Below are 13,269 nucleotides of genomic sequence, written 5' to 3'. Positions count from 1 at the left end.
CCTCGATCAGCTGAACGCGGCCGGGAGCCGGCCAAGCTCGAAGGCCTCGAGCGCCCGCTCGATGTGCCATCGGGCGTCGGACATGATGGGCGTGCCGTGCCCGGGAAGGAGCACGTCAGGACGCAGGTCGCGGAGCAGTTCCAGCGAGGTCCTGAGGGCGCGAACGTCGCTGTCGTCCGTGCCGAGCACCACGACCCGGCCCCGGCTGAACAGCAGGTCGCCGGTGAAGAGGTACGTCGTGCCGCCGCCGGTGAAGACGTAGGCCGTGTGATCGGCGCTGTGCCCGGGGGTCGCCACCGCGCGGAGCGGGCCCGCCGTGGACGACAGGCCGGTCTCACCGACGGTCCGTACCGCCTCGCACGCGCGGAAGCGATAGTCGGCGGGATAGATCCCGGCACGGAGCGCTGCGGTGAGCCCCAGCCGGTCGGCGTCGCCGGAGCGCACGAGCGCGGCCGTCTCGCTCCCCGCCACGACGGCTATCCCCCGCTCGGCCAGCGCCGCGCTGCCGCCCGCGTGGTCCGGGTGGGCGTGGGTGAGCAGGGCGCCGGACAGCGGCCTCCCGGCGAGCGAGTCGCGCACCCGCCCCATGAGCAGGTCGGGTTCGAGGCCGCACCCGGTGTCGACCATCCACGTGTCGTCTCCGGCGCGCAGCAGGTAGACGTTGCAGTCGTAGGCGTTGGTCAGGCCGGAACCGAGCCGTCCGCCGCCGACCAGATCGACGGTCTCGTCAAGCCGCACGGTCGTCCGTCCCGGCGACGATCGCGGCCACGTCGCCCACCTCCACGCGGTAGTCGTGCCGCAGCATCATCACGACCCCGGCCGAGACCGCGCGTACGATCTCCCGCTCGGCGCCCGTCTGGTCGTACACCGCGCCGAGGGGCCGGCCGGGCTCGACGGTGTCGCCGGCGGCGACCCGCGAGACGAAGAAGCCCGACGAGCGGAAGGCGATGCCCGCGTCGGTGTCGCCGTTCCCGTCCGTCACGACCACCTGGCGGTCGCTGGGCGGCACCGGCTCCCCGCCGAGTACGCCGATCTCCGTCAGGAGACGCAGCGTGCTCGTGACGTAGCGGTCGATGTCAGGTTCCAGCAGGGAACCGCTTCCGCCGCACTCGAAGTACAGCCACGGCGTGCCGCGGGCCTCGGCGTGGCTGACGGATCTCCCGGGCCCGATCGACGGGTGCGACCACAGGAAGGGGAACGTCGTCACCCGGGCCAGGTCCAGGAGCGGCCGCCCGCCGATCTCCCCCTGGGCGGGCAGGCCGCACAGGGCCGGCATCCGGTACCGGCGGCCGGCCGAGTGCAGGTCGATCAGCAGGTCACATTCGTCGATGAGCTCCCTGCTGATCGTGTCCGCGATTCTGGAGCTCAGGCTGCCCCGCGCGTCGCCGGGAAATACGCGGGCCAGGTTCTCCGAGTCCGCGCCGAGCCGTGTCCCGGCGACGAGGGCCGGCGGGTTGGCGCGGGCGAGCACCGTCACCGTGCCGCCGACCGGCCGCGCGCCGAGCACGGCGATCAGCCGCTGGGCGGCCAGCACGCCCTCGATCTCGTCACCGTGCACGCCGCCGAGGATCGCGACTCGCGGCCCTCCTCCGGCGCCGATGCGTACGGCCTCCAGCGACAGGTCCGGTCCGGCCGCCAGGTGGTCCACCTGAATCACAAGGAGCTCCGATCTGCTGTCACTGCCGGCGGGCGTGGACGGGCCAGGTCTCCACGAAAGAGGAGTCGTCGTAGACGGCGTACTGGTGGTAGAGGTTCACCGCGGTACAGGCGTGGTTGGGGATGACCGCGATCCGCTCCCCCGGCCGCAGGCCGTGGGGCGCGGAGGCGGTGCCCAGGCCGTGCTCCTCGTACAACTTGGCGAGTACCAGACCGGGGCGGCCGGCGACCGACCCGAACCCCTCGGTCAGGCTCGTCATCCGCTCGGCCGGCAGGCTCTTGCTTCCCGCGTCGACGACGAACCGGTCCGGGGCGGGGACGTCCACCACCGTGGTGACCACCGCCAGCGCGCACTCGTCGACGCCCGGGCCGCCCAGCGCGACCTGCGTGGCGTCGTAGAAGACGTAGTTGCCGTAGCGGTACTCATCGGCCTCGCCCGACTCCAGCCGGGCCAGCGGGGTGACGCCGACGCTTCGCACCGGTGCGCCGACGCCGTGGGCGGCGAGCGCGGCGGCGCTCTCCCGCAGAGCGCGATCCTGCTCGTCGAGTACGGCGGCCAGCGACGCGGCGTCGTGGGCGCCGTAGGCGTGACCCGCGAACGTCATCAGCCCGCGCAGCGGCAGCCGGTCGCCGAACGGGGCGGAGGCGATCGCCGCGGCGGTCGCCTCCCCCGGCGGGGTGCCGAGCCGGGCGGCGCCGGAGTCGACCTCCCAGTAGACGTCGAAGGACGCGCCGGTGCGCTCCAGGGAACGGACGTGTTCGGCCCGGCAGCAGACGACCCCCACGGAGCCGCGCTCGGTCAGCTCACGCAGCGCGCGGGCCCGCCAGTCCGGCACCGGCGGATAGGCCACCAGCACCGACTCGAACCCCGCGTCGAACGCCAGATGCGCCTCGGTGACGGTGGCGACCGTCGCCGTACGCGCCCCGGCGGCCGCCTGCATCCGGGCGATCTCCAGGCACTTGTGCGTCTTGAGGTGCGGCGTCGATCGTCCCCCGTATCCGGCGACGCGATCGGCCATGTCCCGGATGTTCCGTTCGATCCGGGTGTGATCCACCGCGAGGAACGGGGTCGGCCGCCCCTGGTCCGCGCAGGCCGCTGTCCACATGATGACTCCTACTCAGCCCATCGTCGGGAGGGTCGTCCGTACGGTGATCTCGGCGGCCAGGCGGCGTACCGCCTCGCCCATCTCTCGTTCGAGCTCGGCCGACATCCGCTCAGGCGACACGATCAGGCTGATCGCCGCGACCGGCTCGCCCGGATGCCCGAGCGCCGCCGCGACCCCCGCGACCCCGTCGAAGAACTCTTCCCGGTCCACGGAGTAGCCGCGCTCGGCGGCCTGGGCGACCTCCTCGGTGATCCGCACCCGTACGGCGTCGGACAGGGCGTCCCACTCCGGTGACGCGCAACGGGTCTCGCGGTCGGCGGGGGCGAGCGTGGCCAGCACCGCGCGCCCGGCGGCGCCCGCCCACATCGCCGCCGTGCTGCCGAGCCGCGCGCTGGGCGCGAACGGGATGCTGCTGTCGGTGCGCTCGATGTAGACCATCTCGTTGCCGTTGGGCACCGAGAAGGCCGTCGCCGCCTGGTACCGCTGCCCGAGCTGGACCAGAGCCGCGCCGGCCTCGGCACGCATGTTGCGATGGGACAGCCGGATCGCGGCGAGCCGGAGGGGAAGGTCCCCGATCTGCCAGTTGCCCGCGGCGTCGCGTTCGAGCAACCCGATGTCGACCATCCCCATGAGAAGCCGGTGCGCGGAGCTCTTGCTGAGCCCGGCCCGTTCGGCGCACTCGGCGAGCCCGAGCACCGGCTCCTGTTGGGAGAACGCGTTGAGCAGCGCACCGACACGGTCGACTACCTGGACCATTGCCGCCTCCTGAATCTCTTGACCGGAGCGCACGACGTGATTAGGTTGCCACATTATCTCACTTAGCGGAATACCATCCCACAGAGTGGAATGATCTTGGCGATACTCATCCGGCGGGGACGCGTGGTCGACCCGGACTCCGGGACGGACGCGGTGCTCGACCTGCTCATCGACGAGGAGCGGGTGATCTCGGCCGCGCCGCGCATCGCCCCGCCCAACGGCGCCACGGTGATCGACGCCGCCGGACTCGTCGTCCTGCCGGGCTTCGTCGACATGCACACGCACAGCGACTTCACCCTGCAGGACGACCCGGCCGCCGAAGCCCGGCTCCATCAGGGGATCACCACCGACGTGACCGGAAACTGCGGGTTCTCCCCGTTTCCGCTGCCCGCCGGGTGCATCGGCTTCGGCTCGTTCTTCAATTCGCGCATCACCCACGGGTGGCCGGATCTCGACTCCTACGCCGCCCACCTGCGGAGACAACGCCCGACCGTCAACATAGCGCCGCTGGTGGGGCTGGGCGCCGTGCGGGAGCACGTCCTCGGGCCTGCGCCCCGGCCGCCGGACGCCGCCGAGGCCGCGGCGATGCGGCGCCTCGTCGAGCAGGCGCTCGAACAAGGCGCCTTCGGAGTCTCGAGCGGGCTGGTCTACACGCCGGGCAGGTACGCCGACGCGGCCGAGATCCGCGACGTCCTCGCCCCGGTCGCGCGGGCCGGACGCCTGTACGCGACGCACCTGCGGGACGAGCGGGACGGCCTCGTCGACTCCGTCGCGGAGGCCATCTCCACCGCGGAGGCGGCCGGCGTCGCCCTCCAGGTCTCCCACCACAAGGCGCTGGGCCGGGCGAACTGGGGCCGTACCCGGCAGACGCTCTCCATGATCGACGAGGCCAACCGCCGCGGCGTCAGCGATGTCGCCGTCGACTACTATCCGTACACCTCCGGGAGCACGGGGGTGTCGAGTCTGCTGCCGGACGGCTCACTGGACGGCGGCTGGACGACCCTGCGCGAGCGAGCCGACGAGAGCGCCGAGCGTCTGCGCCTGCTCCGGCACCTGGAGAGCTCGGCCCAGTTTCGGCCCGACGAGATCATCATCGGCCGTTCCCGCACCTGGCCGGAGGCCTCCGGCCGGGCCCTCCAAGACCTCGCGGGAACCGACGGCCGTACCGAAGTGGAGGCGTTGCTCAAGCTCATTCTGGACGAGGGCGAGCGCCTCACCATGATCGTGCCGGCCGCGTCCGAGGACGACCTCGCCGGTGTCTCCGCCCACCCCACCGCCATGCACGGCAGTGACGGCTGGCTCATGACCGCGGCGCGGGCACGGTACGAACACCCGCGCAACCTGTTCAGCACGATCCGGGTGCTCGCCCCGGCCCTGCTCGGGCGCACCTCGATCATCCAGGCGGTGCGCCGGCTGGCCACCGCCCCCGCCCGGCGGCTGAGCCTCACGGATCGGGGCACCCTCCGGCCCGGTTCCTATGCCGACGTCGTCATCGCGGACCCGGCGAGAGCCGCCCGGCAGCCGGACAACGAATCCGCCCACTCCTACCCCGACCTCATGCGCTGGGTTTTCGTGAACGGCCAGGCCGTCATCGAGGACGCCAAGCCCACCGGCCGGCGCCCCGGACAGGTCCTGCGCGCCTCATGATCCCTCGGCACGAAACGGAAGAGAGCACCCCATGGCCACCAACGGTTTCCCGCCGATGAACCGGCGCTCGTTCCTCAGAGGCTCCACGATGCTCGGCGTGGCGGCGGGCCTCGGTTCCACCGGCCTGCTGGCCGCCTGTTCGTCGTCGGACGGGTCCAAGCCGACCAACGACCTGCAGATGCACCATGACGCGGCGGTCGGCCCGCTGTTCGCGCCCTACGTCACCTACTTCAACACCAACTACAAGCCGCTTCGACTGAGCACGTCGTACGTGGCGCAGGACTACCTGACGGTCACCAACCAGCAACTCGCCGGCGGCAACGCCTCCTACGACGTGCTCTTCGCCGACGAGGGCTACCTGGAGTCGTGGTCGAAGAACGGCTGGGTGAGCTCGCTGAAGGGGCACTCCGGGCTGGACAAGCTCGTCGCGGACATGAACCCGGGCGTCGCGGACGGTCTCAAGGGCCCCGACGGCGAGTTCTACGCGTTGCCCTACTTCCAGGGCGCCGAGTTGTTCGTGGTCAACACCGACCACCTCAAGAAGATCAACGCCAAGGCACCCACGACCTGGGGCGAGTTCCTCGACCAGGTGCGCGAGCTGAAGCGCAAGGGGGTGAGCGCCACGCCGTACTCCCCGTACTGGATCAAGTACGCCTTCCTGATGTGGCACCAGTTCGCCGCCGAGACGGCTTCCGAAGGGGGCGGCGCCCTGTTCGGCGCGGACGCCAAGCCCAACCTCGTCGGCAACCAGGTCGCCCGCGCCACGCTTGAGCGGTGGCGGACGCTCTACCAGGAAGGGCTCGTCCCCAAGGACCTGTTCACGACCGACTACGGCGGCGTGACGAACATCTTCGGCGGGGGCAAGAGCAGCTTCTCCATGCGCTATCAGGCCCAGGTCGTCGGATGGAGGGACCCGAAGCAGAGCAGGGTGGCCAAGGCCGTCAAGAACACGCTGATGCCAGGACAAACCCGACAAACGCATAGCTTTGGCGCATCGTGGATGGTGTCCGACACATCGAAGAACAGCGAGAACGCCCTCACGCTGATCGACTACCTCGGGGGCGCCGGAAAGGACGGGTCGTACCACGTGCCGAAGAACCTGGTCGCCACCGACCTCGGCCTGTCCAGCGGCTACCGGAGCGTCGACCATGACCCCGCCGTCCTGAAGTCGTGGGCCAAGTGGGCGGACGTCGACGCGCTGACCGAACAACTCGGCAAGACGGTCAGCCTCGGCACCGTCACGACCAGGTCGTGGTACCCGAAGTTCGCCGACATGGCCTGCGCCACCCTGCAGGAGGTCGTACTCGGCAAGAAGTCGTCGGACGACGGTCTGAAGACGATGAACGACTTCGTCACCGCGCAGAAGTAGCCGTAACGGAAGCGGAACCCCTGCACATGATGACACTCAGGAGCCGGCAACCCGGCCGCACCGGTCGCGGGCGAGGCGAGGCGAGGTTCGGCATGGCCATGGCCATGCCGGCCCTCCTTGTCACCGTGGCACTGCTCGCGTATCCGCTCGTGTACTCGTTCTGGGTCAGCCTGCACGAGCAGACGCTGGGCAGCCGCCGGCCGGCGAAGTGGGTCGGCATCGACAACTACACCTCCGTCGTCACGGATCCGACGTTCTTTCCGTCGCTGACCCGGACCGTGCTGTTCGCCGTGGCGGTCGTCGCCGGCACCCTGCTGCTGGGGATGACCTTCGCCCTGGCCCTGAACCAGGAGTTCCCTGGACGGTCGATCGTCCGCGGCGTGCTGATCCTGCCCTGGTCGCTGTCGCAGATCACGCTGGCCCTGACCTTCGGCTGGATCTTCAACTCGACCTTCGGCCCGCTGAACGGCGCCCTCTTCGACGCCGGCCTGATCGACAAGTACGTCGCCTGGTTCGCCTCCGGGCGGGTGGCGCTCATCGTCATGGCCGTGGCGTTTATCTGGAGCCTCGTGCCCTTCGCCACGCTGCTCCTCCTCGGAGCGCTGCAGACGGTGCCCGAGGACCTGCACAAGGCGGCCCGCATCGACGGCGCCGGGCCGGTACGCCGGTTCTTCTTCGTCACTCTGCCCTGGATCCGCGACACCGTGCTCGTGGTGGCCGTCCTCGCGCTGATCAACGCGTTCCTGGCCTTCGCGCTGATCTACATTCTCACCGGCGGCGGTCCCGGCACCGAGACCACGCTGTTGTCCTGGTGGGGATACACGACGGCGTTCCGCGACCTCGACCTCGGCCGGGGCGCGGCGATCTTCTACCTGATGACCCTGGCGATGGTGATCCTCGCATCGTTGACCGCGTTCGCCATCAGCGGGCGCGGCCGGCAAAGGAGGGCCGCGTGATGGCCGCCGGAACCCGTGGACGCCTGCTCACGCGCGTCCTGAGAGCGCTCGTCGTGACGGCTCTGCTGCTGTGGGTGCTGCTGCCGTTCTACTTCCTGCTGCTGGTCGCGCTGACCTCCAAGTCCGATTCGCTGCGGACCCCGCCACGGTGGATCCCGACCATGGACTTCGGCAGCTTCCACAGCATCTTCAGGTCGGCGTTCAGCTCGGCGCCGCCGTCCAACCCCAGCGACCTGATCCTGCCCGGCATCCAGAACAGCGCGGTGGTCGCCGTCTGTGTAGCCGTGCTGAACGTCGTGATCGGCAGCATGGCCGGCTACGCCTTCGCGCGCTTCCGGTTCCCCGGGTCCAAGTTCATCCCGGGCCTGATGCTCGGCAGCCAGCTCGTGCCGGTCTTCGCGCTCGTCGTGCCCTTCTACGTCATCCTGCACTCGCTGCGCCTCACGGACTCCACGGTGGGCATCGTGATCGCGCACCTGAGCTTCACGGTGCCGTTCTCGGTATGGATGATGCGCTCGTTCTTCGCCGGCATCCCCATCGAGGTCGACCGGGCCGCGATGATCGACGGCTGTACGCGGTGGCAGGTGTTCTACCGGGTCGTGCTGCCGCTCGCCCGGCCGGGGATCATCAGCGTCGGCCTGTTCTCCTTCATGGTGTCCTGGAACGACTTCCTCTTCGCGCTGGTCCTGAACTCCAAGACGGACTCGACCCTGATCCAGCCGGCGATCTCCGGGCTCTACAACGTGCGCGAACAGTCCTTCGGCATCATGGCCGCCGGCACCCTGCTGGCCGCCCTGCCGACGATGCTGCTCGCCCTCATATCGCAGCGATTCCTCGTGCGTGGCCTGACTTCAGGCGTCGGAAAGGTGTGACCGGTGTCCGGTATCGAACTCCAGCAGGTCAGCAAGCGGTTCGGCGAGACACTGATCGTCGACGCGATCGACCTGACCATCGAGGACGGCAGCTTCACCGTGCTGCTGGGACCGAGCGGCTGCGGCAAGACGACGACGCTGAACATGATCTCCGGCCTCGAGGAGGTGTCGGCCGGGAAGATCCTGTTCGACGGCCGGGAGATACAGCACCTTCCGCCGCACAAGCGCGACGTCGCCATGGTCTTCCAGTCGTACGCGCTGTACCCCAACCGGACGGTCCGGGAGAACATCGCCTTCGCCCTCAAGCTGCGGAAGATGCCCGCGGATGAGATTCAGCACCGCATCCAGGAGGCCGCGGAGCTGCTGAACATCAAGGAACTCCTCGGCCGCAAGCCCCGGCAGCTGTCCGGCGGCCAGCAGCAGCGCGTCGCCCTCGCCCGCGCGATCGTACGCCGTCCGAACGTCTTCCTCCTCGACGAGCCGCTGAGCAACCTCGACGCCAAGCTGCGCGCCGACATGCGGATCGGCCTGCGCGAACTGCAGAAGGAACTGGGCGGGACGTTCGTCTACGTCACGCACGATCAGAGCGAGGCCATGAGCATGGCGGACCAGGTCGTGGTGATGAACGGCGGCATCGTTCAGCAGGACGCGCCGCCCCTCGACCTCTACCGGCGGCCGGCCAACCGGTTCGTCGCCGGATTCGTCGGCACGCCCACGATGAACCTCGTCACCGGCTCCCTCGGCGACGACGGGCTGTTCGCCGGGGACGGCTGGTCCGTCCCGACCGGCTGGTCCGGGCCGTCCCACGAGAACGTCACGCTCGGCGTACGCCCCGAGGACGTCACGCTGTCGCCCGGTACGGGCGAGACGTCCGGGCGGGTACGGATGGTCGAGCGGCTCGGCATCGAGGCCATCGTCGTGACCGCGTTCCCGTTCGGCGACATCGTCGCCCGGACCGACCCCGACACCGAGTTCGACACCGGCGCGGACGTGACGATGGGGATCCGGGCCGGCAAGGCGCACCTGTTCGACTCCGGCAGCGGTGACGCACTCCCCCGAACGGAAATGGCGAAGGAAGGTCGGCATGTCTGAAACCGTCCTGCTCCGGATCGGCGGCCGCACCCGGCCCGCGGCCGGCGAAGCGACGTACGAGGCGGTCAGCCCGGTGACCGGTCAGGGCTTCACGCGTATCGCGCAGGCGGGTGAGGAGGACGTCGAGGCCGCCGTCTCGGCCGCGGCCGCGGCGTTCGAGGCGCACCTGCAGGAGACCGCGTTCACACGAGCGGCGTGGTGTCACCGCATCGCCGACGTGATCGAGAGCCGCATGGCCGAGCTCGGCCGGCTTCTCTCTCTCGAACACGGAAAGCCTCTCGCCCAGGCCGAAGCCGAGGTCATGCTGTCGGCCCAGGGATTCCGGCTGGCGGCGGAGGAGGCCAAGCGGCTGACCGGCGAGACGATTCCCGTCCAGGACCAGAACAAGCTCGTCCTGACCACCCGCAAGCCGCGCGGGGTGTTCGCCGCGATCACCCCGTTCAACTTTCCGGTGAACATCCCGGTCGAATATCTCGGCCCGCTGCTGGCCTGCGGAAACGCCGTGGTGTGGCGGCCCGCCCCGTCGACCGCCGCCGTCGCGGGGGCCCTGTACGACTGCGTCGAGGCCGCCGACGTGCCACCCGGCCTGATCAACCTTGTCACCGGCACCGACGTCGGACCGGCCCGGACGCTCGTGTCGCATCCGAAGGTCGTCGGCGTGTGCTTCACCGGCAGCTCGAGGACGGGCGCGGAGATCGCCGAGCTCGCGGCCAGCAAGACGCAGCTGATGGAGCTGGGCGGCAACGGGCCCATCGTCGTGCTCCCCGACGCGGACCTGGAACGCACCGCCGCCGCGGTCGCCTCCTCGGCGTTCATGAACTCCGGCCAGTCGTGCTCGGCGGCCGGCCGGGTCATCGTGGCCGGTTCGGTCGCCGCGGAACTCGAAGAACGTCTCGTCGAACAGGCGAGGCGAGAGATCGTCGGATCACCCTTCGATCCGGCGACCACCATGGGCCCGGTCCACTCACGAGGCGTGGCGGACACGATGGCCCGGCACGTCGCGGACGCGGGGTCCCGCGGGGCGCGCGTCGTCTTCGGCGGCGCCGCGCTGCCCGACCGCCCGACCCCCCTCTACTGGCAGCCGACCGTTCTCACCGACGTGCGCGCCGACACCGCGGTCATGCGGGAGGAGACCTTCGGGCCGATCGCCCCCATCCACCGGGTCGATGACGACATCGACGCGATCGTGGGGGTCGCCAACACCGGAGTCCACGGTCTCAGCTCGGCCGTCTTCGGACAGGACCTGGACCGTACGCTCTCCGTGGCCGGCCGCCTGCGGGTCGGCCAAGTGACCATCAACGACACCAGTAACTACTGGGAACTGCACCTTCCGTTCGGTGGGGCGCCGGGCCGGGCCAGCGGACAGGGACGTCTCGGCGGCAGGCACGCGGCCGAGACGGTGACCGAGTTGCAGTCGATCTCCATCAGCCTGACATCCCCCTGGCGCTGACCCGCCCGGCCGCGGGAATCTTGTGGAGGAAAGCATGATCAGTACGGCGACGGGTTCCGCGCGAACGGCTCAGGACGCCGAGGCGATCCGGGAGATCGAGCGGAGAGTCCTCTGGTTGTCCACGGCGATCGTGGACCATGCCAACCGGGTGCGCCCCAACCCGTCGGGGCTGAAGGTCGGCGGGCACCAGGCGTCGTCGGCGTCGACCGTCTCGATCATGACCTCGCTGTGGTTCCGCCATCTACGGGCCGAGGACCGTGTGTCGGTCAAGCCCCACGCCTCCCCGGTGCTGCATGCGATCAACTACCTGCTGGGGAACCTGGACGAGTCCTACCTGACGACGCTGCGCGAGTTCGGCGGCCTGCAGAGCTATCCGAGCCGGTCGAAGGACCCTGATCCGGTGGACTACTCCACCGGGTCGGTCGGGATCGGCGCGACGGCCCCGATCTGGGGCGCGCTCGCCCGCCGCTACCTGGACGGAAAGATCCCCAGTACGCCCGGCGGCCGGCAGTACTCGCTGGTCGGAGACGCCGAACTGGACGAGGGCGCCGTGTGGGAGGCGGTCCTGGACCCCGGCGTGGCCGAGCTCGGCGAGGTCGTGTGGATCGTCGACCTGAACCGCCAGTCGCTCGACCGGGTGGTACCGCACCTGGCCGCCGACCGGTTGCGGGTGATGTTCGCCGCCGCCGGATGGCAGGTGCTCACCGTGAAGTACGGGCGGCTGCTGGAGGACCTGTTCGCCCGTCCCGGCGGGGACGCGCTGCGGACCCGGATCGACGCCATGCCGAATCCCGAGTACCAGCGGCTGTTGCGCTGCGAAGCCGGTGAGCTGCGCAGGCGGCTGCCGGGCGGCGATCCCACCATCGCCCGGCTGATCGTAGACCTGGACGACGCGACACTCGTGGCCGCGGTACGCAATCTCGGCGGACACGATCTCGACAGCCTGAGCGCGGCGATCGAGGCGATCGAGGACACCCGACCGACAGTGATCTTCGCCTACACCGTGAAGGGCCACGGCCTGCCGACGCAGGGGCATCCGCAGAACCACTCCTCGCTGCTGAGCGAGAAGCAGATGCGGGAGCTCGCGGCCAGCCTGGGGACCGACCTGGACGACCCGTGGCGGCGCTTCGCGGCGGGTTCACCCGCAGCGGAGTCGTGCGCGGCGACGGCCGCACGACTGCGGCGCGAGCCGACGCCGCTCCAGCCGCCGCCGGCACTGCCCGTGGATATCGGGCGCACCCCGACCGGAGCCGCGACGAGCCAGGCGGCCCTGGGCCGAGTGCTGCTCGACCTGACCCGCGAGGCACCCGAGGCCGCGAAGCGCATCGTGACGGTGAGCCCGGACGTGACCTCGACCACCAACCTCGGCGGCTGGGTCAACAAGATCGGTGTCTGGTCACCGACGGATCGGCGGGACTGGTTCGCCGACGACGCCGAGACGATCCTGCACTGGCGGGAGTCCCCCGCCGGGCAGCACATCGAACTCGGCATCGCCGAGACGAACCTGGTCGGGCTGCTGGGCGAACTCGGCGCGACCTGGAGCCGCTGGAACCAGCCGCTGCTCCCCATCGGCGTGCTGTACGACCCGTTCGTGGGACGGGCGCTGGAACCCTGGTCGTTCGGCATCTACGCGGGAGGACAGTCGATTCTGATCGGCACTCCCTCCGGCGTGACGCTGGCACCCGAAGGAGGAGCGCACCAGTCCATCACCACCCCGTCGATCGCGCTGGAACAGCCGGGCTGCGTCGCCTACGAACCGGCCTTCGCCATCGACGTCGAATGGACCCTGCTGGCGAGCCTGGCGAGGCTCGGCCGGCCCGACGGCGGTTCGGCCTATCTCCGCCTGTCGACCCGTCCGGTGGACCAGACACTGGCCTCGGTCCCCGCCGACCCCGCAGCGCGTGAACGCCGCCGACGCCAGGTCGTGGCCGGCGCCTACCCGCTGCGCCGTGCCGACGATCCGGCCGTGACGATCGCCGCGATGGGGGCGTTGGTGCCCGAGGCGCTGGCCGCCGCGGAGCGCCTGGAATCGGCCGGAGTCGGTACCGACGTGATCTGCGTGACCAGCCCCGGCCTGCTCTTCGAGGCGCTGCTGTCCCGGCAGGGCAGCGCCGAGGGGCCGAGCTGGATCCTGGACCAGGTGTTCCCATCCGCCCGTGCCACGCCGCTGGTGACCGTCCTGGACGGCCACCCCCACACGCTGGCGTTCCTGACCGGGGTCAACAACGTCCGCGGCATGGCCCTGGGCGTCACGCGGTTCGGCCAGTCAGGCTCGCTGGAGGACGTCTACCGCCACCACGGCATCGACACCGACTCCATTATCCGATCCGCTCTCGACTTGGCCGGATGACCGTCATCGGCGACG

The 13,269-nt window shown here is 70.3% G+C and carries 11 protein-coding genes; 7 read left to right on the top strand and 4 right to left on the bottom strand.

Going from position 1 to position 13,269, the window contains the following annotated elements:
• Window positions 1-6: 6 nt before the first annotated feature.
• The 4 genes from ACQEV1_RS22645 to ACQEV1_RS22630 are packed head-to-tail and all read right to left on the bottom strand — an operon-like array spanning window position 7 to window position 3,518.
• A complete protein-coding gene (locus tag ACQEV1_RS22645; protein ID WP_285619504.1) occupies window positions 7-738 on the bottom strand; it encodes an MBL fold metallo-hydrolase in 732 nt (243 codons plus the stop codon).
• Window positions 728-1,657, bottom strand: coding sequence for a succinylglutamate desuccinylase/aspartoacylase family protein (locus tag ACQEV1_RS22640; RefSeq protein WP_433395864.1), 930 nt, complete (start codon window positions 1,655-1,657; stop codon window positions 728-730). Before ACQEV1_RS22640 ends, ACQEV1_RS22645 begins: the two co-directional genes overlap by 11 nt.
• Before the next feature lie 19 nt (window positions 1,658-1,676).
• Window positions 1,677-2,762 (bottom strand): alanine racemase, encoded by a 1,086-nt coding sequence (locus tag ACQEV1_RS22635; RefSeq protein ID WP_433395862.1) that lies wholly within the window; start codon window positions 2,760-2,762, stop codon window positions 1,677-1,679.
• Window positions 2,763-2,774: 12 nt separating this feature from the next.
• Window positions 2,775-3,518: an IclR family transcriptional regulator gene (locus tag ACQEV1_RS22630; RefSeq protein WP_433395860.1), complete on the bottom strand. Its 744-nt coding sequence runs from the start codon at window positions 3,516-3,518 to the stop codon at window positions 2,775-2,777.
• Window positions 3,519-3,614: 96 nt separating this feature from the next.
• Between ACQEV1_RS22630 and ACQEV1_RS22625 the strand changes: the two genes are divergently transcribed.
• From ACQEV1_RS22625 to ACQEV1_RS22595, 7 genes are all read left to right on the top strand, one after another.
• A complete protein-coding gene (locus ACQEV1_RS22625; protein ID WP_433395859.1) occupies window positions 3,615-5,165 on the top strand; it encodes an N-acyl-D-amino-acid deacylase family protein in 1,551 nt (516 codons plus the stop codon).
• Between the two features lie 31 nt (window positions 5,166-5,196).
• Window positions 5,197-6,534 (top strand): substrate-binding domain-containing protein, encoded by a 1,338-nt coding sequence (locus ACQEV1_RS22620; protein ID WP_285619513.1) that lies wholly within the window; start codon window positions 5,197-5,199, stop codon window positions 6,532-6,534.
• Window positions 6,535-6,638: 104 nt separating this feature from the next.
• Complete coding sequence (locus ACQEV1_RS22615; RefSeq protein WP_285619515.1) at window positions 6,639-7,490, top strand: carbohydrate ABC transporter permease; 852 nt, start codon at window positions 6,639-6,641, stop codon at window positions 7,488-7,490.
• Window positions 7,490-8,362 (top strand): carbohydrate ABC transporter permease, encoded by an 873-nt coding sequence (locus ACQEV1_RS22610; RefSeq protein ID WP_433395856.1) that lies wholly within the window; start codon window positions 7,490-7,492, stop codon window positions 8,360-8,362. Before ACQEV1_RS22615 ends, ACQEV1_RS22610 begins: the two co-directional genes overlap by 1 nt.
• Window positions 8,363-8,365: 3 nt before the next feature.
• The gene (locus ACQEV1_RS22605) at window positions 8,366-9,454 is read left to right on the top strand and encodes an ABC transporter ATP-binding protein (protein WP_433395855.1); all 1,089 of its coding nucleotides are present in this window, start codon (window positions 8,366-8,368) and stop codon (window positions 9,452-9,454) included.
• Window positions 9,447-10,904 carry an aldehyde dehydrogenase family protein gene (locus ACQEV1_RS22600; protein WP_433395853.1) on the top strand — a complete coding sequence of 486 codons (1,458 nt, stop codon included), beginning with the start codon at window positions 9,447-9,449 and terminating at the stop codon, window positions 10,902-10,904. The genes ACQEV1_RS22605 and ACQEV1_RS22600 overlap by 8 nt, the downstream gene beginning before the upstream one ends.
• Before the next feature lie 34 nt (window positions 10,905-10,938).
• Window positions 10,939-13,254, top strand: coding sequence for a transketolase-like TK C-terminal-containing protein (locus tag ACQEV1_RS22595; RefSeq protein ID WP_433395852.1), 2,316 nt, complete (start codon window positions 10,939-10,941; stop codon window positions 13,252-13,254).
• Window positions 13,255-13,269 lie beyond the last annotated feature (15 nt).

Origin of the sequence: Actinoallomurus sp. CA-142502 (assembly GCF_050936355.1) — a bacterium.
Lineage (GTDB): Bacteria > Actinomycetota > Actinomycetes > Streptosporangiales > Streptosporangiaceae > Actinoallomurus > Actinoallomurus iriomotensis.
This window is presented reverse-complemented; position numbering and strand designations above follow the sequence as displayed.

What these genes read in the sequence shown, in the direction of transcription:
- ACQEV1_RS22635 (WP_433395862.1), bottom strand. Translation starts at nt 2,762, where the DNA reads ATGTGGACAGCGGCCTGCGCGGACCAGGGGCGGCCGACCCCGTTCCTC.
- ACQEV1_RS22630 (WP_433395860.1), bottom strand. Translation starts at nt 3,518, where the DNA reads ATGGTCCAGGTAGTCGACCGTGTCGGTGCGCTGCTCAACGCGTTCTCC.
- ACQEV1_RS22620 (WP_285619513.1), top strand. Translation starts at nt 5,197, where the DNA reads ATGGCCACCAACGGTTTCCCGCCGATGAACCGGCGCTCGTTCCTCAGA.
- ACQEV1_RS22615 (WP_285619515.1), top strand. Translation starts at nt 6,639, where the DNA reads ATGCCGGCCCTCCTTGTCACCGTGGCACTGCTCGCGTATCCGCTCGTG.
- ACQEV1_RS22610 (WP_433395856.1), top strand. Translation starts at nt 7,490, where the DNA reads ATGGCCGCCGGAACCCGTGGACGCCTGCTCACGCGCGTCCTGAGAGCG.
- ACQEV1_RS22600 (WP_433395853.1), top strand. Translation starts at nt 9,447, where the DNA reads ATGTCTGAAACCGTCCTGCTCCGGATCGGCGGCCGCACCCGGCCCGCG.
- ACQEV1_RS22595 (WP_433395852.1), top strand. Translation starts at nt 10,939, where the DNA reads ATGATCAGTACGGCGACGGGTTCCGCGCGAACGGCTCAGGACGCCGAG.